Annotated in this window: 16 protein-coding genes and 4 pseudogenes; 5 read left to right on the plus strand and 15 right to left on the minus strand. The window is 60.0% G+C overall.

The window, feature by feature from the left end; translation table 11 throughout:
• Window positions 1–81 precede the first annotated feature (81 nt).
• Entirely contained in the window at window positions 82–843 is a 762-nt protein-coding gene (locus SD70_RS37390; RefSeq protein WP_231570964.1) for a metallophosphoesterase, read from the minus strand.
• Between the two features lie 221 nt (window positions 844–1,064).
• Between SD70_RS37390 and SD70_RS39060 the strand changes: the two genes are divergently transcribed.
• A complete protein-coding gene (locus tag SD70_RS39060; protein ID WP_041044723.1) occupies window positions 1,065–1,802 on the plus strand; it encodes a molybdenum cofactor biosynthesis protein in 738 nt (245 codons plus the stop codon).
• Window positions 1,803–1,915: 113 nt separating this feature from the next.
• Window positions 1,916–2,947 (plus strand): HD-GYP domain-containing protein, encoded by a 1,032-nt coding sequence (locus tag SD70_RS00270; RefSeq protein ID WP_041044724.1) that lies wholly within the window; start codon window positions 1,916–1,918, stop codon window positions 2,945–2,947.
• A 139-nt stretch (window positions 2,948–3,086) separates the two neighbouring features.
• Here the strand turns inward: SD70_RS00270 and SD70_RS32610 are convergent, their stop codons facing one another.
• Window positions 3,087–3,479 (minus strand): C40 family peptidase, encoded by a 393-nt coding sequence (locus SD70_RS32610; RefSeq protein WP_052486889.1) that lies wholly within the window; start codon window positions 3,477–3,479, stop codon window positions 3,087–3,089.
• Between SD70_RS32610 and SD70_RS32615 the strand changes: the two genes are divergently transcribed.
• Complete coding sequence (locus SD70_RS32615) at window positions 3,478–3,669, plus strand: hypothetical protein (protein ID WP_052486890.1); 192 nt, start codon at window positions 3,478–3,480, stop codon at window positions 3,667–3,669. The genes SD70_RS32610 and SD70_RS32615 overlap by 2 nt on opposite strands.
• A 27-nt stretch (window positions 3,670–3,696) precedes the next feature.
• Here SD70_RS32615 and SD70_RS32620 read toward each other — a convergent pair whose 3' ends face one another.
• Complete coding sequence (locus tag SD70_RS32620) at window positions 3,697–4,269, minus strand: copper amine oxidase N-terminal domain-containing protein (protein ID WP_052486891.1); 573 nt, start codon at window positions 4,267–4,269, stop codon at window positions 3,697–3,699.
• 105 nt (window positions 4,270–4,374) lie between these two features.
• Here SD70_RS32620 and SD70_RS32625 point away from each other — a divergent pair, with 105 nt between their 5' ends.
• Complete coding sequence (locus SD70_RS32625) at window positions 4,375–4,731, plus strand: DUF308 domain-containing protein (RefSeq protein ID WP_156157814.1); 357 nt, start codon at window positions 4,375–4,377, stop codon at window positions 4,729–4,731.
• Window positions 4,732–4,844: 113 nt separating this feature from the next.
• Here SD70_RS32625 and SD70_RS00285 read toward each other — a convergent pair whose 3' ends face one another.
• The 12 genes and pseudogenes from SD70_RS00285 to SD70_RS35620 all read right to left on the minus strand — a co-directional run bounded on the left by SD70_RS00285 (window position 4,845) and on the right by SD70_RS35620 (window position 15,915).
• Complete coding sequence (locus SD70_RS00285; RefSeq protein WP_041044725.1) at window positions 4,845–6,479, minus strand: putative polysaccharide biosynthesis protein; 1,635 nt, start codon at window positions 6,477–6,479, stop codon at window positions 4,845–4,847.
• Window positions 6,480–6,573: 94 nt separating this feature from the next.
• Window positions 6,574–7,296: a ThuA domain-containing protein gene (locus SD70_RS00290; RefSeq protein WP_041044726.1), complete on the minus strand. Its 723-nt coding sequence runs from the start codon at window positions 7,294–7,296 to the stop codon at window positions 6,574–6,576.
• Window positions 7,297–7,334: 38 nt separating this feature from the next.
• Window positions 7,335–7,699 (minus strand): annotated as a pseudogene (locus tag SD70_RS00295) (DUF456 domain-containing protein).
• A gap of 421 nt (window positions 7,700–8,120) precedes the next feature.
• Window positions 8,121–8,939 carry a Cof-type HAD-IIB family hydrolase gene (locus SD70_RS00300; RefSeq protein WP_082053014.1) on the minus strand — a complete coding sequence of 273 codons (819 nt, stop codon included), beginning with the start codon at window positions 8,937–8,939 and terminating at the stop codon, window positions 8,121–8,123.
• Between the two features lie 27 nt (window positions 8,940–8,966).
• Window positions 8,967–10,847 carry an asparagine synthase (glutamine-hydrolyzing) gene (gene asnB / locus SD70_RS00305; protein ID WP_041044727.1) on the minus strand — a complete coding sequence of 627 codons (1,881 nt, stop codon included), beginning with the start codon at window positions 10,845–10,847 and terminating at the stop codon, window positions 8,967–8,969.
• A 220-nt stretch (window positions 10,848–11,067) separates the two neighbouring features.
• A pseudogene (locus SD70_RS40085) lies at window positions 11,068–12,188 on the minus strand (penicillin-binding transpeptidase domain-containing protein).
• On the minus strand, window positions 12,110–12,622 hold the full coding sequence (locus tag SD70_RS40090; RefSeq protein ID WP_394297922.1) for a hypothetical protein: 513 nt from the start codon (window positions 12,620–12,622) through the stop codon (window positions 12,110–12,112). Before SD70_RS40090 ends, SD70_RS40085 begins: the two are co-directional and overlap by 79 nt.
• A gap of 76 nt (window positions 12,623–12,698) precedes the next feature.
• Window positions 12,699–13,169 (minus strand): annotated as a pseudogene (locus SD70_RS40095) (penicillin-binding protein 2); the annotation flags it as partial.
• A gap of 108 nt (window positions 13,170–13,277) precedes the next feature.
• Window positions 13,278–14,006 (minus strand): HAD-IA family hydrolase, encoded by a 729-nt coding sequence (locus SD70_RS00315; protein WP_041044856.1) that lies wholly within the window; start codon window positions 14,004–14,006, stop codon window positions 13,278–13,280.
• A 72-nt stretch (window positions 14,007–14,078) separates the two neighbouring features.
• The gene (locus SD70_RS00320) at window positions 14,079–15,218 is read right to left on the minus strand and encodes a transglutaminase domain-containing protein (protein ID WP_041044728.1); all 1,140 of its coding nucleotides are present in this window, start codon (window positions 15,216–15,218) and stop codon (window positions 14,079–14,081) included.
• 27 nt (window positions 15,219–15,245) lie between these two features.
• Entirely contained in the window at window positions 15,246–15,677 is a 432-nt protein-coding gene (locus SD70_RS00325) for a hypothetical protein (RefSeq protein ID WP_041044729.1), read from the minus strand.
• A gap of 82 nt (window positions 15,678–15,759) precedes the next feature.
• On the minus strand, window positions 15,760–15,915 hold the full coding sequence (locus SD70_RS35620; RefSeq protein WP_156157815.1) for a hypothetical protein: 156 nt from the start codon (window positions 15,913–15,915) through the stop codon (window positions 15,760–15,762).
• 324 nt (window positions 15,916–16,239) lie between these two features.
• On the opposite strand from SD70_RS35620, the pseudogene SD70_RS00330 reads away from it, so the two are divergent.
• Window positions 16,240–17,435 (plus strand): annotated as a pseudogene (locus tag SD70_RS00330) (MFS transporter).
• Window positions 17,436–17,505 lie beyond the last annotated feature (70 nt).

The raw sequence follows: 17,505 nt of genomic DNA on the forward strand, positions 1-17,505 counted from the left end.
GCGGGAGCGGCTCCTCCAGCACGGCGACCGTCTCGGCGAGGACGGCCGCGCTCTCGCGCCGGCTCTCTGCGATGAGCCGGCTCACTTCCGGGTCGGCCGCGCAGCTGCCGACGTCCTCGACGCGGCCGGCGGCTTGGACGAGCCGCCGCCGCTGCGGGCAGTACGCGAGCTCGACGACGCCCGCGTACTCGCCGTATTGCCGGCGCCGCACACGGTAACGGCGCCGATCTGCCGCGGCTGCTCGAGCAAATGGTGCGTATGGCCGCCGAGAATGACGTCGATCCCCGGCACCTCCGCCGCCATTTGCTCGTCCAGCCGCAAGCCGAGATGCGAAAGCACGACAACGATATCCGCCTGTCCGCGCAGCTCTGCGGCGCGGGCGGCGACCGCCTGCAGCGGCTCGTCCGCAATCCAGCCGAGCAGCCTGTAATAGTCCGCGAAGGCGGCCGTCACGCCGATCAGGCCGATGCGCAGCTTGCCTTTGACAATGACATGCGTCGGCGTCATCCAGTCCGGGATGCGGCCGGTCGACGCTTCGCGCAAGTTCGCGCATACGACCGGGAACCGGGCGCGCCCGGCGAACGCGGCACGCAGCAGCTCCGGCGCGAGCGTCAGCCCTTCGTTGTTGCCGGGCACGAACGCCTCGATGCCGGTGGCGTTCAGCACATCGACGTTCGCCCGGCCGTCCGTCCCTTCCGTCTCGGGACTCATCCGATCGAGATGGTCGCCGATATCGAGCGCCAGCACCCGATCCGCGCCGAGCAGTTCGCGCTGCACGCGAATGAACGAGGCGATGCGCGGCATCGCCTCGAAATGGCTGTGCAAATCGTTCGTATGAATCAATGTGATCCGCTCCAGCTCATGCTGGCCCGTACCCGCCATCCGAACACGCCTCCTTGCCGCTTCGACTCATCGTATGCGGCCGCCGCCCGGCTTATGCAGGGCGGACCGCCGGCTGTTTTTCTACATTATACCTCTTGCCGTCCAAATGTGGTATGCTATTGCCGAATCGCGAAGCGCACGCGGGTGTACGCACTCGCGCCGACGGAAAGGAGCTCATTCCTATGGAATATCGCATACAGTTATTTGCCGGCTTAGCAGACACGATTGGCAGCCCCGCCGTGAGTCTCGCCGCCCCGGCCCCTTCCATGACGGTCGCCGCGCTGAAGGAGCTGCTGGCAGCCTCTTTCCCGCAAGCGGCCGGACAGCTGCAGCAAGCATTCATCGCAGTGAATCAGGCGTACGCTGCCGCTGCAGACGTCGTGACGGTTCACGACGAAATCGCCGTCATTCCCCCCGTCTCCGGCGGGGAACCGGGTCCGTCCGAAGCGGAGCGGCCCGATCCGGCGGAAGCCCGGGAGCTTTTTGGCCTGACGCGGCAAACGATCGATCCGAACGAGGTGCTTTCGCGCGTGCTCGATCCGAATCACGGCGCTTCGCTTCTGTTTGTCGGCACGACGCGGGAGTGGACGCACGGCCAGCGGACAGTTCGGCTCGATTATGAAGCCTACGAACCGATGGCGCTCAGGACGATGCGCCAGATCGGGGAAGAAATCGCCGCCCGCTGGCCGGGCACGAGAACGGCGATCACACACCGGCTTGGCGAAGTAGCCATCGGCGAAGCGAGCGTCGTCATCGCCGTTTCCGCGCCGCACCGCGCCGATTGCTACGAGGCGAGCCGCTACGCCATCGAGCGGCTTAAGCAAATCGTGCCGATCTGGAAAAAAGAGCTGTGGGAGGACGGCTACGAGTGGAAAGGCCATCAGCTCGGGCCCTGGGATCCGACACGCAGCCAAACCTGAACACTATTCGACATGATTGGGTAAAATTTGACAAATTATTTGCGCCCCTGCTACTATATTATGGAAGACTTATCTGCATCCCCATTCCAGATCGCTGCGAAAAGGTGGTTCCGATGAGAGTTTCCGTACATCAAGTAGACGTCGGCGACCGGCTCCTTTACGATGTTTTCAACGCCTACGGGCTGCCGTTGATTTCCGCCGGTACGCAATTGCATAAATCCGATATCGAAAAGCTGAACGCTCACAATGTCGATTACGTCGATATCGTGCCGCGCTCCGAAGACGACGATTGGCCGCCCCGGTATGACGAAGAGAAGCTGGAAGTATACCATTCGGCCATCGGCGGCGTCAAGCAGCTGTTTGAAAGCGTTCGCAAAGAAGGGCAGCTCAACGAAGAAGAAGTGAATCGCACCTTTGACCCGCTCGTCGATCGGTTTCACGAAGATAAAGACGTCGTGTCGATGCTGCTCGTGCTGAACTCCAAAGACGACTACACATATCAACACAGCGTCCAGGTCGGCATGCTCTCCTACTACATCGCCAAATGGTCCGGGCTCAGCGAAAAGCAAGCGGTGCACGCCGGCAAAGCCGGCTATTTGCACGACATCGGGAAAAGCATGATCGACAACGCCATCCTGCAGAAGCCGGGCAAACTGACGGACGAAGAGTACGACGAAATCAAAAAGCATACGATATACGGCCACGATATTTTACGCCGCTCGTTCGACGATCCGTCGCTTGCTCTCGTCGCTATGCAGCATCACGAACGGCTGGACGGACAAGGCTACCCGAACGGGCTGACGGGCGAGCAAATCCATCCCCTCGCGAAAATCGTCGCCATCGCCGACGTGTACAGCGCGATGATTTGCACGCGCGTGTACCAGAAAAAGCGCGACTTGCTCGCCGTGCTGCGCGAGCTGCACCGGATGAGCTTCGGCGAGCTTGATCCCGCCGCCGTGCAAGCTTTTGTCAAGCACATGATCCCGAATTTCATCCGCAAAAAAGTCGCTCTTACCGACGGACGCACGGGCACGATCGTTATGATGAATCCTCTGGATGTTTTCCGGCCCCTGATTCTCATTGACGGACACTTCATCGATTTAAGCTGCGAAACGGGGCTCGAGATCGAATTCATCTCCGTCTAGGCGTTAAGCTGTAGGTGCAACTCAGAGCATCGCGCAGGGCGTCGCACAGCCAGCTTAACGTCTAGGCGTTAAGCTGTAGGTTTAACGAAGCTCAACGGGCAGAACGTTCTACTGCCAGCTTGATGCCTCGCCCCGCCGGTCAGTAGGCTACCCGTTTGGCGAACAAAAACGTTTTCTTCCAATAAGGCGCATTGATATCGGACACTTGAACCCCGTCTTTCGGCTGCGGCGAGGAGTGCAGCATCCGGCCTCCGCCCATGTAAATGCCGACATGGGCGACAGCGCGGTTGCTCTTGAAAGCGCCCGGGGCATAGTAAAACAGCAAGTCGCCTTTGCGCAAGCTTTTGCGCGATACGGCTGTGCCCCGCTGCGCTTGCTGGCGGGCGAGCCGCGGCAGCGAAATGCCGTATTTGCCGAACACGTACTGGGTGAACGACGAGCAGTCGAACCGTCCCGACACCGGATACGGAGCCGCGCCGACCTGATACTTGACGCCCATATACTGCATTCCTTTGCGGACCAGGCTGTCCATGTTGATGCTTTTTGCAGCGGCGGGCACTGCCAATTCGATATCGAAGGCGGAGGCCGGAAGGTCCGGCTTCGCCTTCTCTTGCTGCGCAGCGGACGGCGAAGACTGTGCGCTGTCCGCTTCTTCGCTCGGTATCGGCTCTTTGAACGGATCGTTCGGGTCGTCGCCGAAATCGAGACCGTCGTCCGTCTGAACGGGACCGGGCGTTTCAGACGGATCGTCAGATACATTTCCGTACGACGGATGACACGAACAGCCGGTCTCCCTGTATGTCGTACGCCATTTCTGCGCGGAGCGTGTCGGCGACGGCCGACACCGGCAAATACAGTTCCCCGTCCGCGAGCACCGGCGCCGCCGGCAGCGTAACGGCGTCGCCGTCTTTTAGCGCGCGCGTCGAGCCCGCCGTAAACTCGTAAGGGAAATCGCGGTCTCCCATCCGCAGCGTCTGCGACTTGCCGTCCCAATCGGTGTTGAATTGCAGAACGCGCGCCAGCTCTCGCAGCGGCACGCCATTTTCGTTGCCGAGCCGTTTCAACGGAATAGCGGCGTCGCCTGCCGCCAGCGCCCGCGTACTGCTCGGGATTGAGCCCGATTGCATGACTTGGGCGTCCGTCGGCGTGCGTGCCAGCTCCGCGAGGCCCGGTCCGGCTTGTCCCTTGCTGTCCTTGATGGAGGCGGCCGACGCTCCCTGACCGCCTTTGGCGCTGCCGGGCATCGCGCAGCCCGGAGCTGCGGCAGCCATGCCGATGAGCAAACATAGTTTCATGAACGGTTGCTTGAGTCGTATTGCCATGCGCGCTGTTCTCCTTTTGGCGTGCAGCGCAAGCTGCAAAGATGCCTGACCTACGCATATTATGGTACAATCAGGAGCAACTGTATGCGCAAGGAGCTGCACGTTATGGACAATCGCGATTCCGCCAACGATATAACTCGCACAGAGCCTGTGCAGCCTGCAGAGCCGCCAGTACCGGCAGCAGAACCGCCGGCTCCCGCCGCCGCGCCGCCCGGCTCCGCCGCCGCGCTCGTCTCCATCATTTGCGGCATCGTTGCCTGCGCGCTCGACTTACTCGTCGTCACCGTTCCGTTAGGCGTGCTGTTCGCCATCGTCGGGTTCGGCTGCGGCTTCGCCGCCAGAAGGCGGGGCCACCGGGGGCTGGCTGGCCTCGTTCTGGCGTCGGTCTCGCTGTTTATTGTGATCATTTATGCCGCTAGCGTGCTCGTCCCTATGCTGGCCGACCCGACGTCCCGGCTCTAATCCGCCGCTTTTAGCCTATTGCTCTGATGCAGCGCCAAAAAACAAAAGGCTCCGCCAAGCCGCACGGCTGGTGGAGCCTTTTGTTTTTTGCGGCGGCCTTGCGCGCATGGCGGTCAGGCGCTGCCGGGCACCCGCCGGATTCGTCCGAGCAGCTTCTGCAGCGGACGGGGAAGCTTGCCGAGGTCATCCTTCGTGACGACGCGAAACAGCACGAGCAGCACGCCGTACAGCAGCACAGTCCAAGCGCTGACCGCTATAGCGCTGACCAGCTCGTTCCAGCGATAGTAGCCAAACAGATGGACGGCGCCGTGCAGCCACGCCTCAAGCGGCATCCCCGTCGCGCATATGACGGCAACGGCGAGCAGCAGGCTGATCCACCGTTTGCCGAGCACACGGAACGCGATTTCCCGGCGCAGCACGATCAGGTTGAACGCGGTCATGGCGATGAAGCACGCCCCGGTCGCGATGAGCAGGCCGTATACGCCGAGCTGTCCGGCCAAAGCGAAGTTGCCGGCCAGCTTGACGGCGATGCCGACGCCTACGCTGACCATGAGCGGCTTCATTTTGCCCATGCCCATCAGGACGGCGCCTGACGTCTGCATCATGATCTGGAACAGCGCGCTGGCGGTCAGCAGGCTGATCATGTAAGGCCCGTTGGCATACCCGAACGAGCTTGTCTCATAGCCGAAAATCGCGCCGTCGATCGGTCTGGCCGCGATCGCGATCAGCAGCACGGCCGGCAGCCCCGACAGCAGCGACAGCTGCAATACGCGCGACGTTTGCAGCTTTACCTGCTCCAGATTGCGGCTGGAATAGGCGGACGAAATAATCGGCACGACGGACTGGCTGAGGGCAATGGCGAGAATGATCGGAATGCCGGCTAGCGACTGCGCCCGGCCTGTCAATATGCCGAGCAGCTCGCGCCGCTGCTCGTAATCGAACTGGCCGCTGAGCAGCGGATGGATCGACGAAGAATCGATATTGTAAATGAGCGTAACCGTTATCGAGTAGATGACGATCGGCACCGACAGCCGCAGCAGCTTGCCGTAAATTTGTTTGTACGGCAGGCGGACCAATGCGTCGGCAGACGCCGTCACGGAAGGCCCCGCCGCCGTCCGGTCGCGCCGCCGCAGCTTGGCCATGTAGTACATCATAACGGCCAGCGCCGCCACGCCGCCGACGACACCGCCGAACGAGGCGCCGGCGATCGCTTCCACTTCGCCGACGTGCAGCAGCGCATAAGCGAGCCCGACGGCGACAACGAGCCGGAACACCTGCTCCACAATTTGCGAAATGCCGTTCGGCATCATATGCTGCCGCCCTTGGAAATAGCCGCGCATAACGGCGATCAGCGGGAACATCAGCAGAGCGGGAGCGATGGCCCGCGTCGCGGGAATCGCTTTCGGGTCGGCGGCGGCGTAAAACGGAGCGATGATATACAGCAGCACCGCCATCACCGCTCCGGCGCCGAGAGCGAACCAGACGGCGGCGCGGTATATTCTCTCCGCCTCGTTATGCCGGCCGAGTCCGGTATGCTCGGACACAAGCTTGCTCAAAGCGCTCGGAATGCCGGCGGTGGCGATGACGAGAAGATTTTGATACAGATTGAACGCCATCCCGTACGAGCCCATCCCCTTGTCCTCCAGCAAGTAGACGAGCGGAATGCGCTGGAACACGCCGAGAAACCGTGCCACAAGCGCGGCTACGGCGAGAATGACGGTGCCTTTGACGAGCGAATCTTTCGACAACGTGCGTTCCTTCTTCCTGTGATGATGATCGGATGATAGCTTTGCCGAGCAAAAAACCGCCCCGCCGTTCGCATTCGGCGGAGCGGTCCCCGGCTTACTTGGACTTGATTTCCTCCAGCGGCTTATGGTTGCCGTAATAGTGCTTGGCGCCGCGGCTTTGGGCGGCCCACTTCACGCCGTTGGCGATGACCTTCAGCACGTTCTCGTTATAGTACGTCGGGTGCGTTTCGTGGCCCGGGCGGAAGTAAAACACTTTGCCGTTGCCGCGATGGTACGTCACGCCGCTGCGGAACACTTCCCCGCCTTCGAACCACGAGATGAAGACGAGCTCGTCGGGAGCCGGAATGTCGAAGTGCTCGCCGTACATTTCCTCGTGCTCCAGCTCGAAATATTGGCCCAACCCTTCGGCAATCGGGTGCGCCGGATCGACGACCCAGATGCGCTCCTTCTCGTTCGCTTCGCGCCATTTCAGATCGCAGGAAGTGCCCATCAGCTTTTTGAAAATTTTGGAGAAATGGCCGGAGTGCAGCACGACGAGCCCCATGCCGTCCCACACGCGCTTCTGCACGCGCTCTACGATGGCGTCATCGACTTTGTCGTGGGCCATATGCCCCCACCAGATCAAGACGTCGGTGCTGTTCAGCACTTCCTCGGTCAAACCGTGCTCCGGTTGCTGAAGCGTGGCGGTGCGGATTTCAAAGTCCGGTTGGGCGATGCCTTTGGCAATCGCATTATGGATCCCTTCCGGATATACTGCTCGCACTGCCTCGTGTGTTTGCTCGTGGACGTTCTCGTTCCATACAGTGACTCTAATCATCCAATATCCATCTCCTTATTGATTTTTGATCTATGTGGTTAACCTGCTGCAACCCAAATAATAAATATGACGATCATCACCGTTTGTAGTAGCAGCTTCACTACGGCGCCGGAGAAAAAGCCGACGACAGCGCCTATACCGGCCCGGACCGCCTCGTTCCACGACGCCCCGGCAAGCAGCTCGCCGAGCAGTGCGCCGGCGAACGGACCGATGAGCAGTCCGAAGGCGGGAATGACGAACGGGCGGCGATGATGCCGATCGTGCTGCCGATGACGGAGGCGCGGCTGCCGCCGAACTTCTTTACGCCAATGGCGCTGACCGCGTAGTCGGCAACCAGCAGCGTGAGCGCGAGGGCCGCCTCGATGATCCAAAACCAGACGCCGAACGGAGCGAAGCTGACCATAAAGCCGTAGGCGAAAAAGGCGGCGACGATCGCCACCGCGCCCGGCAAAACCGGTACGACCGCCCCGGCCATGCCGACCGCGAACAAGGCGATAACGACGATCCAGGCGATGACCGTGAGAACCATAGGCGCTCCATCTCCTCGCTTCTCTAGTAGAACGCTTGCATACGCGGCATCCTTTCCGGTTTTACCGGAAAACCTCCTGCTATTTACGGCTCATTTACCCGGATTTTTTTATTTAACGGGAAAACCTCCCGATAAGTTGCCAGCTTCCCGGATTTTCGAGAGCAGACTTAAATATATATGGAGCTTTTCCCGCTAAACTTCCCGAGCCGCTGCAGTTCACGCAAATACCGTCGTTTTTTCCAGTTATTGCGGGAGCCGCGGTTTGACGAAATAACAGTTTTTGCAATTCGTTCCGCTAGTACTCCTTCGGCGCTGTGACGATATTGTTGCCCTGCGCGGGCCGATCGCCGTCATCGTGCTCGCCTGGCCATGCCCGGCCTTGCAATATGTATTCGCGAATCACTTTGGCGACCCCATGCTCGTCGTTGGTTACGGTGACAATGTCGGCCGCTGCCTTGACGCTCTCTTGCGCATTGCCCATCGCTACGCCGAGACCGGCTTCGCGAATCATGGACAGGTCGTTCTCGCTGTCGCCCATTGCAATCACTTCGTCCATCTCGATGCCGAGCATGTCGCATACGGCCCGTATGCCGCTTGCTTTGGAAATGCCCTTCGGATTGAGCTCCAGGTTGCATGGATGGGAGTTCGTTATTTCCAGCGTGCCCCAGCTTTCCAGCGTCTGCCGAATATGGGCCAGCTTCGCTTCCTCTTCCGTATAATACCCGAATTTGAGCCAGCGGATGTCGTCGACAGACTCCGTCCAGCCGTCCTTATTGAAAATGCCTTCGACCGCGTAAGCCCAATACCACGTATCGAGCTCGACCGCCATTTGATGCATCGCCTTCAGCTCGCTCGTCGGCAGCAGCACGCGCTGCAGCAGCTCCTTCGGGCTTTTCCACACTTCGCTGCCGTTCACGGCCACGATCGGCGTCGCAAGGCCCAGCTCCTCGATGTACGGGGAGGCGCTTTGCACGCCGCGCCCGGTCGAAACCATGACGGTCACCCCGGCGTCCAGCGCGGCGAATATCGCCGCCCGGTTTTCGGCGCTAATTTGTTTTTCTTCGTTCAGCAGCGTCCCGTCCATGTCGAGAGCAACCAGCTTGTACGTTGGCACGGATCGTTCCATCTCCTCTCTATCCGGTCATAAAGCAGTGGCGACGGCGGGCTGCGGCAGCTCCTGCATGTAGGTGCGGTGCCACAGCGCGAAAATGTACAGCGTCCACAGCCGGCGCGCATAGTCGCCTTGTCCGCTGCGGTGCGCCTGCGCCATCTGCTCGACCCGCTTCAGATCGACGTAAGGCTCGATGCCGCCGGATCGGATCGTCTCCAGCACATCGCCGCCGGCCGCGCCTTGCAGCCAATCCTTAAGCGGCACCGGGAAGCCGAGCTTGGGCCGGTTCAGAATGAAATCCGGAATGATGCCCTCCATCGCCTTGCGGAATATGTGCTTCGTCGTTCCGTCCGCAATCCGGTACTTGGCCGGAATGCGGCGCGCCACTTCGAACAGTTCTTTGTCGAGGAACGGCACGCGCAGCTCGAGCGAATGGGCCATCGTCATTTTGTCGGCTTTCATGAGAATGTCGCCCGGCAGCCACAAGTTCATGTCGATATACTGCATGCGCGTCACCGGATCGAGATGCTTCGTTCGCGCATAGTAGTCGCCGGCGATGGCGAACGGATTTTTGTACGAGCCGAGCGCCTCCCGGCCTGCTTTCACGAGCTCGGCCTTCATATCCTCGCTGAAAATTTTGGCGTTGCCGAGGAAACGCCGCTCCAGCGGCGTCGTACCGCGCAGCACGTAATTGCGTCCGGGGGTGCCGCCGGGGAGCATAAGCGCTAGCCGTCTCAGCACCGCCCGCAGCGGGTCGGGCAGCCGTTCGATCGGCCGCAGCGCGAGCGGTTCGCGGTAAATGCGGTAGCCGCCGAACAGCTCGTCCGCGCCTTCGCCGGAAAGAACGACGGTGACGTGCTCCGCCGCGAGGCCCGCGACATGGTACAGCGCGATCGCGGACGGATCGGCGACCGGCTCGTCCTGATGCCATACCGCAGTCTGCAGCGTAGCGAAGAAATCGCGCTGCGTAATGACTTTGGCGTAATGGTCCGTGCCGAGCGCCTCGGCGGTTTGGCGGGCGATGCCGGTTTCGTTGTTCGGCCCTTCGAAGCCGACAGAGAACGTGCGGATCGGCTCGATGTTCCGCATATGGGTAGCGATGGCGGTCGAGTCGATGCCGCTCGACAAGAAGCAGCCCCGCTGCACGTCGCTGACCATATGGTGAATGACGGAATCCTTCAGCGTTTCGCGGATTTGCTCGACGTATTCGGCGAACGGCCGGTCGACCGGCTCGAACATCGGATCCCAGTAGCGTCTAATGTCGACGGTGCCTTCTTCCGGATATACGGTGACCGTATGTGCCGGCGGCAGCTTGCGGATGCCCTCGAACATCGTATCCGGCTCCGGCACGTACTGGAACGTGAGATAGTTCAGCAAGCTTTCCGTGCGCAGCTTGCGCTCCACCCCGTCCGCCGCCAGTATGCTCTTGATTTCCGAGCCGTAAATGAACGATTCGGGCGTATGCCGGTAATAGAACGGCTTGATGCCAAAATGGTCCCGCGCCCCGAACAGCTTGCGCTTGCGGCGGTCCCAGATGACGAAGCCGAACATGCCGCGCAGCTGCTTGACGCAATCTTCTCCGTACTCCTCGTACAGGTGCACGATCACTTCGGTATCGCTGTGCGTGCGGAACTGGTGCCCGCGCTCGATCAAGGTGGCGCGAAGCGCTTTGTAATTGTAAATTTCCCCGTTGAACGTGATCCAGACCGACTCGTCCTCGTTGGCGAGCGGCTGATGCCCTTCCGCGATGTCGATGATCGACAGCCGGCGGAAGCCGAGGCCGACGTGCGGCTCGCGCAAAAAACCGGAGTCGTTCGGCCCCCTATGTACGATGACGTCGGTCATTCGCTGCAAAAGCTCCTGCGACGGTTCTTTCGGTTCGAAGTAAATGAGGCCGGTAATGCCGCACATGCTGCCTTTCCTCCCTATGCCATGCGAAACGGGCTTAACTTCGTTAACTTTGACAATTAAGTATACCACAACCCGCTGCGTTACTAAAAATGCAAAAAAGGCGCCTGCGGTTGACGCCTGCGGCTGTTTGCGGCGGTCTGCGGCCTTTGGCGCACTTGCAGCGGACTTTTTGCGGCAACAGAAAAGAGGAGCCTGCCACAGCGCTCCTCTTTTCGCCTCCTCATTGCGCGGCCTTCGCCGTGCCGTCTCCTCCTGACGCCGGTACGGCCGCCTGCTTGCCGGCCGCTGCCGGAGCGCCTTTCGGGACGCCGTCGAGACCGATGTACTGGTCGTATGCATCGAAAATTTTGCGCGCGATCGGACCTGCGCCCCAAGCTCCGAAGCCGCCTTCGGGCACGACGACAGCGACGGCCAGCGTCGGCTTTTCCAGCGGCGCGAAGGCGACGAATACAGCGTTGTCGACCGTGCCGCCGCTGACTTGCTGCGTCGATGTGCCGGTTTTCTGGCCACATTGTACGGGAAGCCGTCGAACCCTTCCACGTGCACCTGCGCCATTCCTTTGTATATCGCCTGCCAATACTCGTCGGGGAACTTCGTCTCGTCGAGCACGACCGGATCGGGCTTTTTCAGCAGCGTGCCGTCGTACGTCGTAATTTTGTCGACGAACAGCGGCTTCATCCGTTTGCCCTTGGTCGCCAGCGCTGTGGCATACTGCGCCAGCTGCAGTGTCGTGGCCTTCTCGTTCTGTCCCCACGACGCATAAATAAGCGCCGACTGCGGGCTATCCTTCTTGGCGTTGGCGTAAAACTCCAGCTGCTTGTCGTCCGCATACTCGCGCGGCAAGCCGCTGCCGGTCGATACCCCGATGCCGAATTTGCGCAAATACCCGGCGAGAATATCCATGCCGTTCTTTTTGTTAAAGTACAGCGGATTGCCGATCATGGCCGACATGAACGTGTTGGACGAATGCTCGATCGCCGTCGAAGCGTTCAGCGGGCCGTACGCGGCGCGATCCGAGTTGGTGATCTGAGCCTGGCTTCCTTCCTTGCCGAACTTGAACACGCCGGTGTCGTAATACGTGTCCCGCAGCGTAAACAGCCCTTCGTTCAAACCTACGAGCACGGACAGCGGCTTGATCGTCGAACCCATATATACGATGGAGAACGGATGCTTCCGCATCTCATCCGCCGAATATTCCGGATACGCCGTGGAAATCGTTCCGTTGTTGACCCGGTATTGGAGCGTCTTCCACTGGTCCTCGGTTACGCCTCCCGTCCAAACGTTCGTGTCGTAGTCCGGATAGCTGGCCATCGCCACAACGCGTCCCGTATTGACTTCCATCGCCACTGCGTATCCTGTCTTGGCGTTGGCGCCGTATTTGGCATACGGATTGTTCCGCGCCTCGGACGAATGCAGCCAGTTGATCTGATCGGCGATAGCTGCTGGGTGGCAAGCTGGACGTCCTTCTGGATGGTCAAGTACAGGTTGTTGCCTTTTTGCGGCGGCGTTACCGTCACCCGGCCGGTAATTTTGCCCAGCACGTTGACCGGGTACGTTTTTTTGCCGTTTTTGCCGCGCAGCTCGGTCTGGTACATCTCCTCGATGCCGTCAAAGCCGACGTATTCCGAATCCAAATACTCCGCCGTGTTCTCCTTGCTCTTGTAGAAGTCCAGTCCCTGCGGTCCCCGCGCCGTTGCGTACGGACGCAAGTAGCCGACGAGCTGGGAGGCGATAATCGGGTCGCTTGAGTATTTGCGGATGCTTTCCTCCGTCACTTCGAGCCAGCGCAGCTTCGTCGCGGTGTTCGAGAATGTAGGCGACCTCTTTGTCCGTCAGAGGCGTCTTGATGCGCCGCGGCACGTTGTAATAGCTCGGGTCGCGGGCCTTGTTCTTGTTCAGATCGTAGCCGACGTCCATAAGCGAAATGATGTCTTGCGCCGTCGGCTGCTTCTGCGTCTTGTCCCCGTACGTTTGGAAAATGTCGGCCAGCCGCTTCGCCAGCGCGATGACTTCGTCCTGCGACTGGTTAACCTCGACGCGGAAGTAGAGCGATTGCACCGGCTTCGTGTATGCGATCGGATAGCCGTTCAAATCGTAAATGTTGCCGCGGATCGGGGCGATCGGGGTGGACTGCGTAATGCCCGACGTCTCCTTGTCTTTCAGCTGCTTCCCTTCCACGAATTGCAAAATGGCCAGCTTGACGATCAGCACGGAAAATAACAAAAAAATACAAAAGAAAAAGCCGTTGATCCGAAATGAAAAATGCCCTCGGTTTTCCCCTTCCCGCTTATGCGGATCGCCCGTTATCGTTCCCTTGCTCACGGGCCGCCCTCCTCCTTTCCTACTACATCAGAACGTATAAGCTGCGCCTATACTTAGGCTGATTCCGCTACGGTAAACGCGCACGTCCCAATGGACGGCGTAAGCCGTTTATCCTTGCCCGATCAGCTCGCCGAGCGACCGTATCCCTTCTCCGCTATGAAAGTCGTAGCGAATGATTTTGAGCGCGTCGATGCCGGCCTGCGCCGGAGCCCAAATATCGTTGCGGTCGTGGTCTCCGATGTAAAGAATGTCGTCCGCGCGCAGCCCGGAACGTTCCAGCGCCAGCCGGAAAATGGCCGGATCCGGCTTCTCCAGCCCGACTTCCGTCGACACGATCACCGGATCGAAATAATGCAAAATGCCTTTCGCCTGCAAAATGCCGCGCAGCGTCGGCGCGAAGTTGGACACAACGCCTAGGCGGAAGCCGCGCGCCTGAAGCTCCTGCAAGCACGGCTGCACATCCGCAAACAGCTCGTAGCTGTCCGCTGCCGTGAAAATGTCGTACAGCTCGTGGCAGCAACGGTGCACGTCATCCGCAGACAGCTCCCGGTGCAGCTCGAGACTTCGCAGGATATGATCGTATACCCGAACCCAGAAAGCCCTGTCGGACTCGGGCGTCACTTTGTCCACGCGCTCGGCTGGACGGTCGTAATAAAACAGGCGGAACGAGCTCGTAAACTGCCGCTCCAGCTGCTCCGGATCGCGCCGGAGCGAGCGCGCGAGCAAGTAGTCGTGCAGGATGATCCGCGCCGCCGGAATCGTCATCAGCGTATCGCCGACGTCGAAGCAGATCATTTTATAGTCGTGCAGCGGTTTCTTCAGCAAGTCGTGCAGCATGTGTTCGCGCTCTCCCCGATATCCGTTCTCTCTTTCGTTCATTGTACCATACAAGCGGCCGGCATTCCTCCGCTACGCTTCCCGCACGTGCGTCTCCGCGAATTTCGGCGGATTGAACCAATTGCCTCCGCTCGAGTACCATGTCGGGTCAAGCGGCACCCAGGCGCTTTTCTCGCGCAAGTACACCTCGTTCCAGGCATGCGGCCCATAGCCGCCCTGCCCGTCATAGCCGAGCCCGGTGACGACCTTCGCGTCGAGTCCGGCGGCTTTGGCCATTACGTAGTAGAGGCGGGCGTAATCGATGCACACTCCTTTGCGGGTGTGGAACGTATCCTCCGGAGTTTGCTCGTGCCAGACGCCTCTTTCCTCGTAGTCGCGCACTTTGTTCCAGTCGTAGCTGATCCGGCTGCCGACCCATTTGTACAGCAGCTTCGCCTTCTCCTCGTCCGTCTTGCCCGGCGCCGTCACTTCTTTGGCCGCTTCGGCGACGTCCGTCGGGACGGCGGCATCGATCACCTCGTACTTGCGCTGCATGATGTTGCCGATTTCCCGTTCGACAGCGCGCGTAAATACAGGCAGCTGGCTGGCGATCAGGTCGCCGGTGAAGGGCTCGATCACTTGCTTGGCGCCTTTCTGGTACAGCTGCGAGCCTTGAATGTACCCGGAAAGCGGCGTATGCGGGAACAGCGTGACGAAGATGAACAGCCCCGCGACAAGCAGGAGCGCCCGGCCGAAGCCGGTAACCGCGCCGATCGCCCCGCCCGCCAGCGCGCTGGACAAGGACGGCCTCCGCTCGTCCGCCCGGTGGAACCGGGCCGGCAGCGCAATGCGCAGCAGCGGATCGGCGATCAGGTACAGCACGTGCTTCAGCACCACATACCCGATCAGGAACAGGGCGCCGAAGCGCAGCAGCGGGAAATCGCGAAACGCCGTTACGAACGTATAGTACAGCTGTTTGAAGAAGCCCATCGCTTCCGTCGGGATTTGAATGCTGCGCTCGGCAAGCCACGTTTGCAGCTGCGGCGACAGCAGCTTGGCGCCTTGCCAGGCGAAGTACAAGCTGGCGACCGTAACCGCCCCTTCGGTCACGATAAACAGCAAATGGCGGGCCGAGCCGGTCGCTCCGCGGGCGATGCCCTGCAGCACGGAGACGGCAATGACGACCGCGAGCAGAGCGGATATGAAATTGAACATTGTCCATACGGCCGGCATCGGCTGAAATCCCCCTTCTTGTTGGCTTTATTTCGAGTTCGCTTTCGCCTGCTCGATAAATGCTTTCACTGTGTCGCTCCCGCTTAAATGGAACGTTTGCCCCATGAACGTAACCGTCACGTCGTCGGAGCCCGGTTTGCCGGCTACTTGCAAGCTCTTGGACGTAATCGTAAACGTTCCGTCCGCGTTCGTGCGGAATTTGGCGTCTTTGGCCTCGTCCTTAAGCGCTTTGAGCGCCTGATCGCTCACCTCGCTCGCCACCTTCTGGCCGACCGAGGCGCCGATCGATTTCAGCTGATCTTTGTAGTTGGCGCCATAAATAGCCAGCACGACAAGCAGGGCAGCGATAATGACCCACTTGACTACGGTTTTCACGACGCGTACGACCAACAGCAGCACGACGAGCGCGCCTACAAGCAAATACCAGCGATCCTGTGCGAAAGCAAGCCACTGCTCCATTGCCATTCATTCCCCCATGAGCATTGTTAAATGGATTCAACGTTCGGCATCCAAGCCTTTCCATATCTTACTACGGCCAGCCTTACTCTTCATCTCTTTTTTTCCGCAGCTCTTCGAGCTTGCGCCGGATCGCATCGCCCTTGTTACGATTCATTGTCGACCTGCGATACGTAAAGCGCAAGCGGTAAATGGCGGTAACGGCGATAACCGCCAGCACCAGCAGCGCGAATGCGTCCATCGTGCAGCCTTCCTTTCATCATATCCAATTCGGGTCAGTACGGCGGTTTGTGTCTTTTGCCGGGACTCGTACTATCCGGCAGACAAGCGGCGTACATTGAGGATAGAGCTTCAGGCTGCCCGAGAAAGTATGGCTGCGCTGCGGACTTAAGAATGTGGGTCTCCGGCTCCCTTGAACTCGTGTTCCCTTGAATTGGAAAATCATGGTGGGAACACGAGTTCAAAAGCGCACGCTTCGCTCTCCGCCCCACATTCCCATCCTCCGCTCCGCCTTTCTCGGGCAGCCTGAGAGCTTGCAGAACATCAGCGGAAAGGAAGTGGGCCGGTGAGAACGGCGGTCTGGTTATATTTGTTTATGTTTGTGGCGATTTTCGATCTGCATGCGCAGTATCCGATCCTTTCTCCGTTCGCTCTGTCTCTCGGCGCTGCGCCCTCGTTCATCGGACTTATTCTGGGCGTGTATTCGATCACCCATTTGCCGGGCAACCTGCTTGCCGGCTACGGCGTGGACAAATACGGAAGCAAAGTGTTCATCATCTGCAGCCTGATTGTAGCAGGGATCGTGCTGATCTTTCAATCGCGCGTCACCGGCCCCTGGCACCTGCTCATCATCCGTTCCATCAGCGGCTTTGTGCTCGCCTTTTTGTCGCCGGCCTGCCTGTCGCTGCTGGCCAGAATCGCCAAAGACCGAATTCAGCAAAGCAAGCTGATGGCCGGCAACGGCATGGTGCATACGCTCGCTTCCGTCGTTTCGCCGGCCGCCGGCGCCTACCTTGTGGCCAAGCTCGGCTTCACGACCGCCTTTACCGTACTCGGGTGGGGACTCGTCATCACCGGCACGCTGGCAATATTCGGCGTCAAGGAGCACCGCAGCCCGGCCGCCGGCGCAGCGGGGGGATCTCATGGATGCGCCGTCCGCTGCAGGCGACCGGCTGCCGGTGCGGGCGAGCCGGACGGCGGCCTGCTGCCGTCGGGCGCTGGCGCCCCCGTCATCCCGTGGCTGTTTTTTCCATTGCCGCTCCGCTTTATCGTGCTCGCAAAGGCATTTTGTTTTTTGAGCTGCCTCTGCTGACGCCAATCGATGAGCTCGATTCTGACGTCGGGCATCTTGTTCTCGCTCGTGAGCCTCGGCGCGCTGGTGACGTTAAGCCTCATGTTCCTGAACCGGGTATCCCCGTATATTCGCACCGTGTTCGGCAGCCTGGCGCTTGCCTCATTTTTTTCAGCATGGCCGTGGACTGGCCGATCCCGCTGTACGCCTCTTTATTTCTGATCGGCATGACCAAGGGGGTCATCTACCCGGCGATCGCCTCGCTGCTCGCGGCTATTACGAGCGCGAACAGGTACGGCCGGGTGTTTTCCCTGCTCTCGATTTCATATTCGATCGGCGCCTTTTTCGGCCCGATTGTCGCCGGCCATAGCCGGCATCTCGTCTCGCCGTATTTTATCGCCTTCTTCGTGCTTATGCTGGCGCTCGTCGTGCTGCCGCTGCGATCGTTCCGGACGCCCGAGCCAGCTTGACCGAGGCTTTTATCGATATTATTGACGAGCCAGCCAGGGGAAAAGTTACTAGCGGCCCAGCGATGCGGTA

The organism is Gordoniibacillus kamchatkensis (genome assembly GCF_000829455.1).
Lineage (GTDB): Bacteria > Bacillota > Bacilli > Paenibacillales > NBRC-103111 > Gordoniibacillus > Gordoniibacillus kamchatkensis.